The 15,923-nt window shown below is 62.2% G+C and carries 13 protein-coding genes; 4 read left to right on the plus strand and 9 right to left on the minus strand.

Going from position 1 to position 15,923, the window contains the following annotated elements; genetic code table 11:
- Window positions 1–19 precede the first annotated feature (19 nt).
- Window positions 20–805, plus strand: a complete 786-nt coding sequence (locus FEZ63_RS23470; RefSeq protein ID WP_150949609.1) for a MetQ/NlpA family ABC transporter substrate-binding protein — start codon at window positions 20–22, stop codon at window positions 803–805.
- A gap of 160 nt (window positions 806–965) precedes the next feature.
- A complete protein-coding gene (locus FEZ63_RS23475) occupies window positions 966–1,994 on the plus strand; it encodes an ABC transporter substrate-binding protein (protein ID WP_150949612.1) in 1,029 nt (342 codons plus the stop codon).
- A 43-nt stretch (window positions 1,995–2,037) separates the two neighbouring features.
- On the opposite strand, the gene FEZ63_RS23480 is transcribed toward FEZ63_RS23475, so the two are convergent.
- From FEZ63_RS23480 to FEZ63_RS23505, 6 genes are all read right to left on the minus strand, one after another.
- On the minus strand, window positions 2,038–3,117 hold the full coding sequence (locus tag FEZ63_RS23480) for a flavodoxin family protein (protein WP_150949614.1): 1,080 nt from the start codon (window positions 3,115–3,117) through the stop codon (window positions 2,038–2,040).
- Window positions 3,118–3,495: 378 nt separating this feature from the next.
- A complete protein-coding gene (locus tag FEZ63_RS23485; protein ID WP_150949616.1) occupies window positions 3,496–5,172 on the minus strand; it encodes a calcium-binding protein in 1,677 nt (558 codons plus the stop codon).
- Between the two features lie 207 nt (window positions 5,173–5,379).
- Window positions 5,380–7,071 (minus strand): calcium-binding protein, encoded by a 1,692-nt coding sequence (locus tag FEZ63_RS25990; RefSeq protein ID WP_150949618.1) that lies wholly within the window; start codon window positions 7,069–7,071, stop codon window positions 5,380–5,382.
- A gap of 166 nt (window positions 7,072–7,237) precedes the next feature.
- Window positions 7,238–8,884 (minus strand): chaperonin GroEL, encoded by a 1,647-nt coding sequence (groL, locus tag FEZ63_RS23495; protein ID WP_150949620.1) that lies wholly within the window; start codon window positions 8,882–8,884, stop codon window positions 7,238–7,240.
- 54 nt (window positions 8,885–8,938) lie between these two features.
- Window positions 8,939–9,229 (minus strand): co-chaperone GroES, encoded by a 291-nt coding sequence (groES, locus tag FEZ63_RS23500; RefSeq protein ID WP_150949622.1) that lies wholly within the window; start codon window positions 9,227–9,229, stop codon window positions 8,939–8,941.
- 177 nt (window positions 9,230–9,406) lie between these two features.
- Complete coding sequence (locus tag FEZ63_RS23505; RefSeq protein WP_150949625.1) at window positions 9,407–10,252, minus strand: DMT family transporter; 846 nt, start codon at window positions 10,250–10,252, stop codon at window positions 9,407–9,409.
- Between the two features lie 196 nt (window positions 10,253–10,448).
- Here FEZ63_RS23505 and FEZ63_RS23510 point away from each other — a divergent pair, with 196 nt between their 5' ends.
- Together FEZ63_RS23510 and FEZ63_RS23515 are read left to right on the plus strand one after the other, a co-directional pair.
- On the plus strand, window positions 10,449–11,171 hold the full coding sequence (locus FEZ63_RS23510) for a L,D-transpeptidase (RefSeq protein WP_150949627.1): 723 nt from the start codon (window positions 10,449–10,451) through the stop codon (window positions 11,169–11,171).
- Window positions 11,172–11,241: 70 nt separating this feature from the next.
- Window positions 11,242–11,577: a DMT family transporter gene (locus FEZ63_RS23515; protein WP_150949629.1), complete on the plus strand. Its 336-nt coding sequence runs from the start codon at window positions 11,242–11,244 to the stop codon at window positions 11,575–11,577.
- Window positions 11,578–11,666: 89 nt separating this feature from the next.
- On the opposite strand, the gene FEZ63_RS23520 is transcribed toward FEZ63_RS23515, so the two are convergent.
- The 3 genes from FEZ63_RS23520 to glcF all read right to left on the minus strand — a co-directional run bounded on the left by FEZ63_RS23520 (window position 11,667) and on the right by glcF (window position 15,871).
- Complete coding sequence (locus FEZ63_RS23520; RefSeq protein ID WP_150949631.1) at window positions 11,667–12,392, minus strand: DUF2076 domain-containing protein; 726 nt, start codon at window positions 12,390–12,392, stop codon at window positions 11,667–11,669.
- Window positions 12,393–12,907: 515 nt separating this feature from the next.
- Window positions 12,908–14,413, minus strand: a complete 1,506-nt coding sequence (locus FEZ63_RS23525) for a chromosome partitioning protein ParA (protein WP_150949634.1) — start codon at window positions 14,411–14,413, stop codon at window positions 12,908–12,910.
- Between the two features lie 120 nt (window positions 14,414–14,533).
- Window positions 14,534–15,871, minus strand: a complete 1,338-nt coding sequence (gene glcF, locus FEZ63_RS23530) for a glycolate oxidase subunit GlcF (RefSeq protein ID WP_150949636.1) — start codon at window positions 15,869–15,871, stop codon at window positions 14,534–14,536.
- Window positions 15,872–15,923: the final 52 nt, after the last annotated feature.

The following is a 15,923-nucleotide window of genomic DNA, read 5'->3' on the forward strand; positions in this document are numbered from 1 at the left end:
CACCACAAGGAAAAACAAGATGTTCTCCAAGAAACTCGGCCTCGTTGCCCTGCTGTCCCTCGCAGCCTTTCCCGCCGCTGCGCAAACACAAACCGTCCGCATCGGCGTCACGCCCGGCCCGCACGCGCAGATTCTCGAAGCCGTGAAGCCGATCGCCGCCAAGAAAGGCATCGATCTCAAGATCACCGAATTCTCCGATTACGTGGTGCCGAATGCGGCGCTCGCATCGGGCGAGCTCGAAGCGAATTCGTTCCAGCATCAGCCCTATCTCGACAACCAGAAGACCGACCGCGGCTACAAGATCGAGACCGTCGCGCTGACCGTCAACTTTCCCATCGGTATCTATTCGAAGAAGCACAAGGCGTGGGATGCGATCCCCAACGGCGCCACCATCGCCATCCCCAATGATCCGACCAATGGCGGCCGCGCGCTTCTCCTGTTGCAGGACAAGGGCGCTCTGAAGCTGAAGGACGGCGTCGGTTTCAAGCCGACGATCATCGACATTACGGAGAACGCCAAGAAGCTGAAATTCGTCGAGATCGACGCCGCGCAAGCACCCCGCGTTCTGGACGACGTGGACGCGGCCGTCATCAACACCAACTACGCCACGCAGGCCGGCCTCGATCCGGTCAAGGACGCGCTGACGCGGGAAAATCCGAAGGGCCCTTACGTGAACATCATCGCTGTTCGCGTGGAGGACAAGGACAAGCCGTGGGTGAAGGCTCTGGTTGAATCCTACCACACGCCCGAAGTGAAGAAATTCGTCGAGGACACCTTCAAGGGCGCGGTCCTCACCAGCTGGTAGGCCCGCCTGCTCCCCTCCTCCCTGAACTGGCCGGGCCCCATTGCCCGGCCTTTTTTTGTTGCGAAGCATCGGGGGGTTCGAACCTTGACAACAAGCCGGCTAATCTCCTTGATCGCCTGACGGAAAAGCCGCCCTCAGCGCAGCGTCTCAGGAGGATGGAATGCGCCTATCGCTCGTTGGTCTCGCGCTCACCACAGCCCTTTGCGCCGCGCCGCCGGCCGCACAGGCGCAAGCGCCGCTGACCGTCTATTGCTCCATTCTCGAGGAGCAATGCCGCGTCGGTGTCGCGGCATTCGAGAAGGCATCGGGCACGAAGGTGACGATGGTGCGCAAGAGCACCGGCGAGACGCTGGCGCAGATCCGCGCCGAAGCGTCGAACCCACGCGCCGACATTTGGTGGGGCGGCCCGGGCGACTCGCATATCCAAGCCGCCGAGGAAGGATTAACCGCCGAATACAAGTCGCCGATGCAACCGCAGCTTTATGACTGGGCCGTGCGCTTCGCCGAGCAATCGGGCAATCGCTCCACGGGCACGTATCTCGGCGCGCTCGGCGTTGGCTACAACACCAAGGTGTTGCAGAGCCGTGGCCTGCCGGAGCCGAGATGCTGGGCCGATCTGCTCGATCCGAAATACCGCGACGAGGTGCAGATCTCCGACCCGAATTCGTCCGGCACCGCTTATGTGTTCCTCGCCTCGATGGTCCAGCTCATGGGCGAGGACAAGGCGTTCGACTACATGAAAGCCCTGCACAAGAACGTCAACCAATACACCAAGTCGGGTGCAGCTCCCGTGAAGGCGGTGGCTCTTGGTGAAACCGCCATCGGCATCGCATTCATGCACGACATGGTAACGATGATCGCCGACGGGGCACCGGTGAAAACCTTCGCGCCTTGCGAAGGCACCGGCTACGAGACCGGCTCGGCTTCCATCGTCAAGGGCGGCAAGAACACCGAAGCGGCGCAGAAATTCGTCGATTGGGCGCTCTCCGCCGAGGCTCAGAAACTCGTTGGCGCCGACCTGAAGATCTATTCGATCCCATCCAACAAGAACGCGCCGATCTCGCCCGATGCACCGAAGCTGTCGGAGATGAAACTCATCAACTACGACACCGCCAAATACGGATCGGTCGCCGAGCGCACCCGCCTTTTGAAGAAATGGGATGCCGAGGTGAAGTCGGCGCCCAAATAGGCCGTAAGCAGGTTTCAAGGCGCCGCGGCTCCCGGGGTGCCTGTCATTTGGCGCGCGGATCGTGAAGCGCACCACCCGCTTGCGTGAGTTTTCCATCCCGTTGGGCAACGACCGCGTCGCGCAAGGTCCACGCCGCGTTGCGGACTTCATCCTGGACCGCCATGTCCGCGTCGAGCTCGGCGTGGCTCGTGGCATAGGGTTTCCAATAGCCGATATAGCGCTCGAGTTCGGCGCGGGCGCCCGCCGAGACAAGCTCCATTGACGTTAGCCAATCGACAAGAGAGGCGCGCACCCTTTCGGCACCCTCCGTATCGCCGTGGGCGATGACGGAGAACAATCGGCCGGCGAGATGGCGCGGATAATCCCATCCTTCGAGCTCGATCGCCTTGGCGCGCTTTGCGTCCTTGCCGTGGGTCGCGGTGGGGTCAGGATTGCCACCATCGGCGCAGACGAGACGGTCCATCATCAGCTTCAGCGGGGACGAAACCTGATACCAGTTGACCGGCGTCACGATCATGATGCCGTGCGCCGCCACCCACATGGGATAGATCTCGTTCATCCAGTCCTGCGTCTGGCCGAGCGAATAATTGGGATAGCAGGAGCACGGCCAGTGGCAGAGCGCCGCCGCCGTCGAGAAGCACGCCTTGCAGGGGTGAATATGACGGCCGTATTGCGAGGCGAGCCGGCTGAGATCGAGAATTTCGGTCTCGAAGCCCGGGTCATCGTTAAAAATCTGCCGGGCGATTTCCATCAGACGATAGCTTTTGGACATTTCGCCCGGACAGGTGTGCTCGCTGCGTGACGATCCGTTGATCAGGAGAATCCGGCGCGGCCCGGCGGCGTCATCATGGCGCTCCTGCGCCCCAGCGATCGCCTCGCGCGTGGCGATCCAGTCCACCGCAAGATCATAATCGGGATCGGCGAAGCCGGGGCCGGCCTTGCGGGTCCGAGGGCTCTTGCGGCTGTGGCTGTAGGCATCCCACGCGGCGGCGGCGATCTTCGCCAACTCCTCTTGCAGAGGGTCGAAGGCCGGGTCGGCAAACGGGTTGAGGAACCGCCTCTGAAACTCGTCCCGATCGAGGCTGACGTCCGGCATCCCCTTGCGCGGTTCCACTTCGCTCATCGCACGCTCCTCGGGCAAAGCATGGCGGTTGAGGATCGGAACGTGACGTCTCGGGGTTTGTTCCGGCGGCCGCGATCCAGCCGGGAGAGCGCGACGACAACCCGTCCGGAATCCGCCGTCATCCCGGGTGACCGCAAGCTTGGGCCCGGAACCTGTAGGCGCGGATATTACAGGACAAGGGGTGAGGTTGCCGCTCTGTCCTGAAGCCCAAGTGTAGGCCGGGTTGCGGGCTCCGGAATGACAAAGCGCTACGCTTGGCCGCATCCGCTTCGGCAACAAAAACGCCCCGGATCGCGCCGGGGCCTCTGCGTGATCCGTCGGTTCAGGTTGGGCTCGGAGCTCATTCAGCCCATGTCGCCACCGAGGCGCGCCCTGGTCTCACACGATGAAGAAATCGCCCGCCGTGAGCACCGTCCCCGCCTTCACCTGCGCAAACTTGATCGCCGCGTAGTCGGTGCCGGAGCCATCCGCGTCGTAGGACAGCGCGCCGCTCTTGGCATTAAAGATGATGCGGTCGTCGGCGGCGAGCGCTTTGCTGCCGATGACGAAGGCGCCCTTCTTCAACAAGCCGAGACCGATGCCGGCGAAGACCTTGTGTGCAAGCTGGAACTGATCGTCCGCCGCCACGAAATCGCGCACCGTGTCGGCGTTCTTCGCGCCGAGCTTGGCGCTGAAGATGAAGGTGTCGTCGCCCGCATTGCCGGTGAGCACATCCTTGCCGAGCCCACCATTGAGCCGGTCGTCCCCGGCCCCGCCCTTCAGCACGTCCGCGCGTTTGCCGCCTTTCAGCGTCAAGGAGGCCGGAGCAACCGGCGCGATGATAATTGGGTCGTCAATGTCGAGCCTAATGACATCTGGGTCGACATCGATGGTGAAGCTCTGATCGAGGGACGCGCCATGCGGGTCGCTGGCGCGAACCGTGATGACGATATCGGCGGACCGATCAGTGAAGGCCCGATCGACGATCAGTTTGTCACCGCGAATGCGGAAATACCCCCCGGGATTACTCACCAACGAATAGCCGAGCGCATCCCCATTCGGATCGAAGCCGCTCAGCTGCGCCACGATCGTCCCGACCGGCGCATCGCCATCGACAAGTTTGCCGCTCAGTCCAATCGATGTCGGGGCGGAATTGGTTGGCGTGGTCAACGCGACGGTGCGGTCGGAGAACTGGAGGTACTCGACCAAATAAAGTTCATCCGCGCCGTCACGCGACGCGTTGCTGTCTGTGACGAGATATCGGCCGTTGGTGCCTTGCTGAATCGAATAATCCGAGAACTTGCCATGGAAGACCGCGACGTCGATTCCAGAGCTGCCTGACAGAAAATCGTCGCCGCCGCCAGCGTCGATGAAATCGTCACCGTCTCCCATGAAGATCCGCTCGCCATCATTACCGCCGTAGAATTTATCATTGCCGGCGCCCATGCGGGTTTGTCCGTCATGCGAACCGTTGCGTCCGTCATAGAGATCATTTCCATTCCCGGTGAAAACGCCACCCTCGATCCGGCCCCTATTGATGATGGTGTTCGGGCCAACAACCTCGCCGCCGATCGCTTCCCCGAAGATCCCGCTGATGAGACCGGTGTTGTAGATCGTCAGGCTCCCGCCGTTTGCGCTGGGAAAGTAACTGGAGATGCCGATCGCGCCTTTGATCGTCCCCGAATTGGTGATGACGCTGACTGGACCGTTGCGGCAGACAGCGAAGCCATTCTCTGAAAAAATCGACCCCGCGTTGTTGAGAATGTTGGCCCTGCCTTGCAATGGATCATTCAAAAGCTGAATGCCGTCGTCCTGACCGTGGACACTCCCCGTCGCACCGATCGTAATGGTGCCATGAACCGCGATGGCTGTTTCCCAAGCACTATAGACGCGTCCTTGGATCGAAAGCGTGGTGCCCGTACCGCCGAAAATCCCCCAGCCGTTCCGGCCATGCGCCGCAATCTCGGCACCGATGCCCAAGAAAACCGTGTCGCCATTTCCTATCGAAAGCGCGGTCTCGCCGTCCCCATAAACGGGCGGCAGCGGATTGGTGGTGTCGATTACGTGGACGGCCATGAAAGCCCTTCCCTAAGGGAATATTATCTTAACGCAACACTATCCATATCAGACTTTCTAAATTTCGTATAGCCCGGCTTCCGCCTACCTTCCGCCTCGATCACAAAAGAGGCCCCGGATCGCTCCGGGGCCTCTTCGTGATCAGTCGGTTCAGGTTGGGCTCGGAACTCATGCTGCCCATGTCGCCGCCGAGGCGCGCCCTTGGCCTCACACGATGAAGAAATCGCTCGCCTTCAAGATAGTCCCCGCCTTCACCTGCGCAAACTTGATCGCCGCGTGCTCGGTGCCGGAACCGTCCGCATCGTAGGAGAGCGCGCCGGTCTTCTCGTCGAAGACGATGCGATCGTCCTCGGCCAGCGCCTTGCGGCCGATAATGAAGGCCGAGTTCTTCAGGATGCCCCGGTCGATCTCGCCGAAGATCTTATGCGACAGCTGGAATTGGTCGTCCTGATGCGAGAAGTCTCGAACCCGGTCGGCATTCTTTGCGCCAAGCCTCGCGCTGAAGATGAACGTGTCCTCGCCCGCATTTCCGGTGAGCACATCCTTGCCGAGCCCGCCATTGAGCCGGTCGTCACCGGCGCCGCCATTGAGCCGGTCGGCGCGCTTGCTGCCCGTGAGGTCGAGGGAAGCGGCTGCGATCTGAGCCGCCTGCGCGGTGGCGATCACGGAAACCGAAGGCGTCGGCAGGGCTGGCTTTTCGGGGACGAACGGCCCGGTCGGGTTCGGTTGCGTGGGCGTTGCGGGCGGACGCGGCGCCGATAAGGTGACGATGCGGTCGTTGAACAGCGCGAACTCGATGCCCGTGAGGCTGTCGGCGCCATCGCCGTTGGCGCGGTTGTCGGTGATCGTGAGCGCGTGGTTGGCGTCCTCGCCAAACGTATAGTCGGAAAAGCGACCGGAATAGACCGCGATGTCCGAGCCTGCGCCCCCGGCGAGAAGGTCGTTATGCGCGCCACCCGAAAGGATGTCGTCGCCGCCGTTGCCCTCAAGCGTGTCGTGGCCATTGCCGGTCGTAAAGACGTTCGCGACGTCGTTGCCTTTGAAGTTGTCGCCGGCGCTGCTTCCGATCAAATTCTCGACGTTGCGGATGGTCGCCCACCCGCTCACGGTTACCAGCTGTTTTGAGATCTCATTGAGATCGATAGTTGCTTTCGCGCCTGACGCACACCTCACCGTGTCGATTCCCGCGCCACCATCGATGAACTTGGTGCCGGCCCAAGTGACGATCGCCTCGGAGCCGTCGCCGCCAAAGACGACATCGTCCCCTCCGGAAAGATAAAGTTCCCCAGTCAATCTCCCGTCGCGTCCATCATACAAGTCGGCGCCATGGCCTAAGAGAACGTTGCCTTCAATGGTCCCCTTATTAGTGACGAGGTTGGGGCCATAGAACGCACCAACGATTGCGTGTTCGCTACCTCGGATATCTCCAGTGTTAAAAACGAGAAGTTGCTCTCCGGGGTCATAGTAGCCACCTGAATATATGCCGTAGTAGCCATCTATTTTTCCGGTATTGACGATCGTGTTTCTTGTGCCATCCAGATAAATGCCCGCTTCGGTTCCAACAATTTCACCCCCGTTATTGACGATATTGGTCCGGCCGTTTTCATAGTCATACCCTAAGTATACTCCGTACTCGGAACCGTAGACTCCGCCGCCAGCTCGAATCTCGATGCTTCCTTGCAGTGCGGCCGCAGTGGACTGGACGCTGTGAACCTCGCCGGCAATGACCAAATTTGCGTGCGTGCCACCGCTGATGCCGAAGGCACCGTAACCGGCCGCTCTGATTTCCGATCCAGCAACAAGGACGACGGTGTCGTAATCGTTCAGGACGAGCGCGTGCTCATAGTCCTTCGTGGTCGGAGGTAGAGGCCGCGTTGCATCGATCACATAAAGGGTCATGGCGGCCTTCCCCAAAGGAATGTTATCTTAATGCAACATTGTTCGTATCAGGCTCTCCGCCTTTTGTCTAGCCCCGTTCGTCCCTCCTCGCTTGCCGCTTGGGCAACAAAAAAGGCCCCGGATCGCTCCGGGGCCTTCTTGATGATCGGTCGGTGAGAAGCTGGACTTAGAAGTCCATGCCGCCCATGCCGCCCATGCCGCCGCCGCCCGGCATTGCCGGAGCGGATTCACGACGGGGAGCCTCGGCCACCATGGCTTCCGTGGTCACGAGCAGGCCGGCGACCGAGGCCGCGTCCTGAAGTGCCGTGCGGACGACCTTTGCGGGGTCGACGATACCGGCCTGGAGCATGTCGACATACTCTTCGGTCTGGGCGTTGAAGCCGTAGGTGATCGACTTGTTCTCGAGGATCTTGCCGACCACGATGGAGCCTTCGACGCCGGCGTTCTCGACGATCTGACGGATCGGGGCTTCGAGCGCGCGCAGCACGATGTTGATGCCGGCCTTCACGTCCGGGTTATCGGTCGTGAGCTTGGCAACAGCCGCCTTGGCGCGCAGGAGCGCGACGCCGCCGCCGGGAACGATGCCTTCTTCAACCGCCGCCTTGGTGGCGTTGAGGGCGTCGTCGACGCGGTCCTTCTTCTCCTTGACCTCGATTTCGGTCGCGCCGCCGACGCGGATGACCGCGACGCCGCCTGCGAGCTTGGCCAGACGCTCCTGGAGCTTCTCGCGGTCGTAGTCCGAGGTGGTTTCCTCGACCTGCGCCTTGATCTGCGCCACGCGGGACTCGATGTCCTTCTTCTGGCCAGCGCCGTCGATGACGGTGGTGCTTTCCTTGTCGATGCGGACGCGCTTGGCACGGCCGAGCATGTCGAGGGTCACGGTCTCGAGCTTGATGCCGAGATCTTCCGAGATGACTTGGCCGGCGGTGAGGACGGCGATGTCCTCGAGCATGGCCTTGCGGCGATCGCCGAAGCCCGGAGCCTTGACGGCAGCGATCTTCAGTCCGCCACGGAGCTTGTTGACCACGAGGGTGGCGAGAGCCTCACCTTCCACGTCCTCGGCGATGATGAGCAGCGGCTTGCCGGTCTGCACGACAGCCTCGAGGATCGGCAGCATGGTCTGGAGCGACGAGAGCTTCTTCTCGTGGATGAGGATGTAGGGGTCCTCGAGCTCGGCCACCATCTTCTCGGCGTTGGTGATGAAGTAAGGCGAGAGATAGCCGCGGTCGAACTGCATGCCTTCGACGACGTCGAGTTCGGTCTCGGCGGTCTTGGCTTCCTCGACGGTGATGACGCCCTCGTTGCCGACCTTCTGCATCGCGTGAGCGATCATCTTGCCGATTTCAACGTCGCCGTTAGCCGAAATGGTGCCGACCTGTGCGACCTCATCGGAGGACTGCACCTTCTTCGCACGCGCCTGGATGTCCTTGACGGCTTCAGCCGCAGCCAAGTCGATGCCGCGCTTGAGGTCCATCGGGTTCATGCCGGCAGCAACCGCCTTGGCGCCTTCGCGGACGATGGACTGGGCCAGAACCGTCGCGGTGGTGGTGCCGTCGCCGGCGATGTCGTTGGTCTTGGAAGCGACCTCACGGACCATCTGGGCGCCCATGTTCTCGAACTTGTCGGCAAGCTCGATTTCCTTGGCGACCGTCACGCCGTCCTTGGTGATGCGCGGAGCGCCGAAGGATTTTTCGATGACGACGTTGCGGCCCTTGGGACCGAGCGTGACCTTCACGGCATCGGCAAGGATGTCGACGCCCTTGAGCATCTTGTCACGGGCATCGGAGGAGAATTTTACGTCTTTGGCAGCCATAGGCTTTGCCTCCAGTTGAATTGCAATGGATTCTGAAAAAAGAACGGCGCGAAATTACTTCGCGATCACGCCCATGATGTCGGATTCCTTCATGATCAGGAGGTCCTGACCATCGATCTTCACTTCGGTGCCGGACCACTTTCCGAACAGGACGCGATCGCCCGACTTGACGTCGAGGGCGACCAGCTTGCCGCTCTCATCGCGGGCGCCAGGGCCGACGGCGACGATTTCGCCCTCTTGCGGCTTTTCCTTGGCGGTATCGGGGATGATGATGCCGCCCTTCGTCTTCTCTTCGCTCTCAAGGCGACGGACGACGACGCGGTCGTGCAGCGGACGGAATTTCATGGAACTTCCTCTTATGACTGTTAGCGCAGCCTTGGCGGCCACGGCTTGATCTTGAGTTCGGGCTGTTAGCACTGTTTTGACCCGAGTGCCAACAGCTAGCGCGAGATAAGGACGGGCCGGGGAGGAGTCAAGGCAGAGTCCTGCGATAAGATGAATGAGGCTGCCGTTACGGCAGGGCTAGCGCCGGGACGCGAGCGCCGCCGCCGACACGATCAGAATGCCGCCCCCGAAGGTCGCCCAGGTGGGAATTTCTTGAAAGACGCCGTAGCCGATGAATGCGGCCCAGATCAGCGCGGTATATTCAAGGGGTGCCAGGCGGGCCGCCTCGGCCTTGGCGTAGGCGGTCGCCAGCAGGATGTGCCCGGCGGTCCCGAGCATGCCCATCACGAGGAACCAGCCGAGATGGGTGACGTCGACCGGACCCCAGACCAGCAGCGCAAAGGGCGCCACGAGGACGGCGGGACCCAGGTTCGACAAAAGCACGATGTGCATGAACTTGTCGCGCTGGGCCCGCTGCCTGAGCAGGACGAGGCTGAGCGCGTAGGTCACCGCGGACAGCAGCGCCGCCCCGACCCCCGTCCATGAGCGCGGGACGCTGCCCTCCCCGCTTTGCCCGAGAACGACCACCAGCGTGCCGCCGAAGCCGACCGCGATCGCCGCCAGCACTCTCGTGTCGACCCGCTCCCGCAGGAGCAGCAAGCCGAACAGAGCCACGAACATCGGCGAGAGGAACGACAGAACGAGGGTTTCGGCCAGCGGCAATTGACCGAGGGCGTAGAAGAAGCTGACGGCGGTGATCACGCCCACCACCGACCGCGCAAGGTTGGCCTTGATGGTCTCGCTGCTCGGCCATCCCGGTCGCGACACGGCCACGATTCCGATCGCGACCAGCGACCCGAACGTAAAGCGCAGGAACGTCACCTGAAACGTCGGATAATGGACCGCCATCGCCTTGATGACCGCGTCCATGATGGACAGAACCGCGATTCCCGCGGCAGCCCGCAAGGCGGGACCGAAATGCATGATACGACAACTTGAAAAGGTGCCTTCCGGGATGGCGGGCACCACGCTCCGCTCTTAGCCGAGTTCCCGCAGGCAGGCATCATCCGTGAGACCGCTCTCGACAGAAAAGCACACGGCGCATCCCTCGTCTTGCCCACCTTGGCGGAAACAATTGTTGCGCTTTTCGTTAACGCTCAATCGAAACTGGATGATGGCAATGCGTCACTGGCTCCTCGGCTCGGCTGTTTTATTTCCCCTTCTTGCTCCCACGGCGGTGTCGGCACAGCCTTTTTATGGCTATCCGCCCGGCTACCCGGCCGACGGGTATAGCGACCATTATCCGCTGGTGGCCCGGCCCGCTTCCCGACCGCGCGCCCGGGCGGTGGACCCGCTGACCGGCTACCAGTACGGCCGGGTCGAGGATCCATATGGCCGCGCGTTTGCGTCGTTGCCGCCGGATTACGAAGCGGAGGATGGCGGTCTCGAATACGCCATCCGGCCGCAATACCAGCGGCAGGTGGTGGCCTATCGTGGCAGGGAAGCGCCCGGGACGCTGATCATCGATACGCCCTCCAAGTACCTCTATCTGGTGCAGCCCGGTGGCCGCGCCATCCGATACGGGATCGGCGTCGGCCGTCCGGGCTTCGAGTGGGCGGGCCGAAAATCCGTGACGATGAAAAAGGTGTGGCCGGACTGGCGCCCGCCCAGGGAAATGCTGAGGCGCCGCCCCGACCTTCCCACTCATATGGAGGGCGGACCCGACAACCCGCTTGGCGCCCGCGCCCTCTATCTCGGCTCATCGCTCTACCGCATTCACGGCACCAACGAGCCGCACACGATCGGCCAGGCGGTCTCCTCCGGCTGCATCCGCATGCTCAACCGCGACGTGATCGATCTTTACAACCGGGTGCCCGTGGGCGCGCGGGTGGTGGTGATCTGAGGTCTTCCGTCCGGTCGCGACGGAGGTGTGTTAAGGGAGCGGCTTACGCCCTGCCTTATCGAGTCGTCCCATGAATTATGCGTTTCTCCTCGCCGCCATCCTCTGCGAAGTCGTCGCCACGACGGCGCTCAAGGCCGCTGACGGGTTCACCCGGCTCTGGCCCTCGGCTGTGGTCGTCGTCGGATATGCGCTCGCGTTCTATTTCCTCTCGCTGACCCTACGCACGATCCCGATCGGCATCGCCTACGCGTTGTGGTCCGGGATCGGAATCGTGCTGATCGCGGTGGTCGGATGGCTGCTCTATCGTCAGTCGCTCGACTGGCCCGCGCTCCTGGGAATTTTCCTCATTCTCGCCGGCGTGCTGGTGATTCAGGTTTTTTCACAGACCGCCGGCCACGCGACATGAACCGATGCGCTGGAGTCGGATTCAGCTTCCAATTTTATTTTGCCGCATGATCCTTCGGCGAACCGGTATCCACTTCGCCGGATCAAGCTCTAAACCCAATCGCCCTCGTCGCCACCCTCGCCACCGAAATCGTCGAAATCGTTCGGCTGCTCCTCACTCGGATTCTCATAGAGTGAATTCGTGATGCTGGCGTCGTCGGTCGTTGCATCCGCGGCGGCCGTGTCGGCGAAGCCGGCCTTCTCGCCAGCGGCAGCATCCGTGCCCCCCGGCTTTCCGCCAAAGGCGCTGGTCAGAGCGTTCGCCACCATCATGCCTCCGGCGACGCCCGCCGCCGTGGAGAGCGCGCCCTGCAGAAAGCCGCCGCCGCCGCGAGGCTGGCCCATGCCGCCGCCCCAAGGGCCGGAAGCGCCGCTCCCCCTGGGCTCACCCGGTTCGCTGTAGCCTGGCTGCCGCTGCGACACCGAAGGGCCACCCCACGGGGCAGCTTGTCGGGTCATTCCAGGGGCGTTCTGACGATAAGGTTCCGCCTGAGGCCGCTGGCCACCGCCGAACAGGGACGAGAGAATGCCCCCGCCCGCCTGCGGCTGCCGCCGCGCCTCTTCAACCTCCGCCCGAAGCGTTTCCACGTCCGACTGGAGATTGGTCAGCGCCTGTTCCTGGACAAAAATCGCCTGCGCCATTGCATAGGGCGCGTACGGTTGCTGACGGAGCTTTTCCGAAATGAAGCGTTCGGCCTCCGGATCGCGCGGTTGGTCCGCAACCTGTTCGAGGCGGCGGAAGATATCCGCGATGACTTCACGTTCCTGATCGTTCACGACGGATCTCCGTTGGCGGTGGCGACGTGGGAGAGATGTAAGCATGGCGAGCCGCTTTGGTAGAGGCGGCAGGTCGATACTCCCTGTCTGACCGGCAGCCAAGTTTAGGGATGCAGGTTTGTGTGGGAGGCAGGCCGGAAATGCCTACAACACCCATAGCCTTATGCTGAGGAGGGCCGCAGGCCCGTCTCGAAGCACGAGGCGATTCCAGAGACCACTGGAGGATCCTTCGAGACGCAGCCTTTGGCTGCTCCTCAGGATAAGGTGGAGCATGGAATCAGCGCCCACGAGCCTCATCTCGGGGAGCACGATAGCGGTCTCGGAGCCTCATGCTGAGGAAGGCCGAAGGCCTGTCTCGAAGCACGAGGCGTCTCTAGCAAGCACTGGAGGACACGGATCTGCGGTCCTCGGGAGGTGGGAGTTTTCAGGCGGCTCGATCCCACATTTCACCAAACACCGACCCGCCTCAAAGCCGAGTTCGAGGCTCCGGCACGATCGTCAAAACGCGGGGCCTGCTATTCGGCGTCCGAGGATTTGAGCGGCAGGACATTCGTCTCGGTCTCGTCGCTGTCGAGGAGGCTTCCGTCGTCGCTCTGCGCGTCGAGGCGCGTATTCTTGCGCAGGCTGACGTACTTCTTCTGGATTTTCACGCGGCTCTCCCGTGAGATTTCCAGGGCGCCCTGAATCAGCGAGCGTTCGGCCTTCTCGTTCTGCAACTCTTCCGTCAGGCGGCGGTTGGCGGCCTCGAGCGTGCCGCGGTCCTGATCGAAGCGCTTGGTGAGCTGATCGATGCGCTCGGACAGATTGGCCACCTTGTTGTCGGAGCTTTCGATCTGGAAATCCTTGGCGGCGATCGCCTTGTTGAGCATCTCGACGCGCTCCTGCAATTCGATGCGGGAACGCTGCAGCTCGTTGACCATCGCGACCTGCCGTTCGACCTCCTGCTGGGTCGCCTCGAGACGACGCTCGAGCGTGTTCTTCTCGATGGCGGTTTCTTTGAGATTGCGTTCGACGCCGCGATGGGCCTCGTTCTTGTCCCGCAACTGATCGCGCGTATGGGCGAGGATCTTGTCGGTGGCAGCAAGGCGCGAGGTCAGGCCCTCGATCTTCATGTCCAGCGAGGACAGATCGGTTTGATGTGCGGAGCGCTCGGAATCGAGGTGGGTTTCCAGCCGCTGCCGGGCAACCTGCTCTGCCATCAGCTTGGTTTCGAGTTCCGAGGCGCGCTGGCGGGTGGTCTCGAGCTGGGTTTCCATCTCGCTGTAGCGGTTGGTCAGGTTCGACAGCCGGTAATTCTGTTCCTCGGCGACCTTCTGCAGGCGCTTGACCTCGTGGTCGAGCAGGCCGTTCCGCTCGCGGGTCTCGATCAGTTCGCGCTCGGCGCGAGCGACCGTTTGGTCGGCCTCCTGTGCCTCGAGCCGCAGAGCCTGGTTTTCTTCGGTGATGTTGCGGGAGCGCTCGGTCTCGATCGTGAGCTGATTTTCGAGATCGGCGCCGACCGCCTCCTTGTCCTTGACGCTGAGGCGGAGATCCTCGATTGCCGAATCCTGATCGCGAAGTTTGGTTTCGGCTTTGCGCAACTGGGACACGGTGGCGGAGAAATCATCCGTCATGCGCGCATGAGAATTGGCGAGATCGGCAAGTTCCCGGCGAAGCGCCCCGGTGGTGTCGGTCTCCTGTCGGAGCACGGCTTCCGTTTCAAGAAGGCGGGACTGGATCTGCGGATAGGAGCGGATGAGATCGTAGACCGGTTCGCTCAGGAGCGTGAAATCATCCTTGAGACTGCGAATCTCCTCCAGCCGATCGATCAGATTGGCAAACCGGACACGGATCAGCTCATTTTTCTGCCCGACCGTATCAAGTTTCCCGTTCTGACGGGCCAGCATCGGCTCCTGACGCGCGGAGGGCTCCTCTTCGCCCGCCATTGCCGCGCGAACGGCGTCCTCGCCGAGAATATCCCCGAAGGATTCCTGGCTCTTCTTGCTGAAACGGGATTTGAAAGACGTCCAACCGGATGACACTGGGTCGCCCCCTCTGACGTGTGAAATTTACGCTTTGGGGGTCTTTTACCGCAGAGATGCGGGTCTTGGAAACAAAATTTCGTTGCGCAACGCTGTCGCAGCGTCATTTGTCCCGGCCGATCAATGGCGGATTGCTTGCTTTTCGGGTTCAAGTGCTTCCAATGCCTCGGGAATTGGCCCGCCGGTGGCCCAGTCCAGAAGCTCGACGGTGTGGACCATCGGGATCGTGGTGCCCTTCTGGATCTGGGTCATGCAGCCGATATTGCCGGTGGCGATGAGATCCGGGTGGGTCCGCTCGATATTGGCGACCTTCCGGGCACGGAGCTGAAGGGCAATTTCAGGCTGCAAGAGGTTGTAGGTCCCGGACGAGCCGCAGCAGATATGTCCCTCCGGCACGTCCTTGACGGTGAAGCCGGCCTGCTTGAGCAACGTCTTGGGCTCGGTCCGGATTTGCTGGCCGTGCTGCAACGAACACGCGGATTGGTAGGCCACCACGAGATCGACCTCCCGCACGGGTGCGATCAGTTTCAGGCCGGTGACATATTCGGTGATGTCCCGGGTGATGGCGGAAACCCGCGCAGCCTTTTCAGCGTAGGCCGCGTCCTCGCGAAACATGAACCCGTAATCCTTGACCGTCGTGCCGCAGCCCGAGGCGGTAATCACGATGGCGTCCAGCCCCTCGCCATCCATTTCGGCGATCCAGGCGTCGATGTTTTTCCTGGCGAAGGCATGACCTTCCGGCTCCCGGCCCATGTGGTGAACGAGCGCGCCGCAGCAGCCCTCGCCGCGCGCCTGGACCACCTCGACACCGTGGCGGTTGAGGAGCCGGATCGCCGCCTCGTTGAAACCCGGCTTCAAAACCGGTTGGGCGCAGCCGGACAGAATGGCGACGCGCGCCCGTCGCTCGCCCTCCGGCTTGAAGGCCCCCGGCCCATCGAAGGCCGAGCGCGCGGGAACGCGCGTCGGCGCGAGTTCGACCATCGCCCGCAGACGGGCACCGAACAGCGGCAACGCGCCCAGCGCATTCCTGAACGGTTTTGCCAGCATCGCGGCCGCCAGGGCGAGGCGAAAGCGGTTGGGATAGGGCAGGATATGGGCGAGCAGCGAGCGCAACAGGCGATCATGCCAGGGCCGGGTGTAGGTCGCCTCGATATAGGAGCGCGCATGATCCACCAGATGCATGTAGTTCACGCCGGAAGGGCACGTGGTCATGCAGGCCAGGCACGACAGGCACCGATCGATGTGCTTCACCACTTCGGGCGTGGCGGGCTTGCCGCCCTCCAACATGTCCTTGATGAGATAGATGCGCCCGCGCGGTGAATCGAGCTCGTCGCCGAGCAGCAGATAGGTGGGACAGGTGGCGGTGCAGAAACCGCAATGGACGCAGGTGCGGAGAATCTTCTCCGAACTGGCCATGGTCGGATCGCGCAGTTGATCGGGCGTGAAGTTGGTCTGCATCGACTCTAGCTCGCAATTCCTGTTGTCACGCGCCCGACCGCCGCTGGCCGAT

It is taken from the genome of Microvirga brassicacearum (assembly GCF_008757455.1).
Lineage (GTDB): Bacteria > Pseudomonadota > Alphaproteobacteria > Rhizobiales > Beijerinckiaceae > Microvirga > Microvirga brassicacearum.

Excerpts from the sequence above, each read along its gene's own strand:
- groL (WP_150949620.1), bottom strand. The coding sequence starts at position 8,884 with ATGGCTGCCAAAGACGTAAAATTCTCCTCCGATGCCCGTGACAAGATG.
- glcF (WP_150949636.1), bottom strand. The coding sequence starts at position 15,871 with ATGCAGACCAACTTCACGCCCGATCAACTGCGCGATCCGACCATGGCC.
- FEZ63_RS25990 (WP_150949618.1), bottom strand. The coding sequence starts at position 7,071 with ATGACCCTTTATGTGATCGATGCAACGCGGCCTCTACCTCCGACCACG.
- FEZ63_RS23485 (WP_150949616.1), bottom strand. The coding sequence starts at position 5,172 with ATGGCCGTCCACGTAATCGACACCACCAATCCGCTGCCGCCCGTTTAT.
- FEZ63_RS23475 (WP_150949612.1), top strand. The coding sequence starts at position 966 with ATGCGCCTATCGCTCGTTGGTCTCGCGCTCACCACAGCCCTTTGCGCC.
- FEZ63_RS23480 (WP_150949614.1), bottom strand. The coding sequence starts at position 3,117 with ATGAGCGAAGTGGAACCGCGCAAGGGGATGCCGGACGTCAGCCTCGAT.
- FEZ63_RS23505 (WP_150949625.1), bottom strand. The coding sequence starts at position 10,252 with ATGCATTTCGGTCCCGCCTTGCGGGCTGCCGCGGGAATCGCGGTTCTG.
- groES (WP_150949622.1), bottom strand. The coding sequence starts at position 9,229 with ATGAAATTCCGTCCGCTGCACGACCGCGTCGTCGTCCGTCGCCTTGAG.
- FEZ63_RS23510 (WP_150949627.1), top strand. The coding sequence starts at position 10,449 with ATGCGTCACTGGCTCCTCGGCTCGGCTGTTTTATTTCCCCTTCTTGCT.
- FEZ63_RS23470 (WP_150949609.1), top strand. The coding sequence starts at position 20 with ATGTTCTCCAAGAAACTCGGCCTCGTTGCCCTGCTGTCCCTCGCAGCC.
- FEZ63_RS23515 (WP_150949629.1), top strand. The coding sequence starts at position 11,242 with ATGAATTATGCGTTTCTCCTCGCCGCCATCCTCTGCGAAGTCGTCGCC.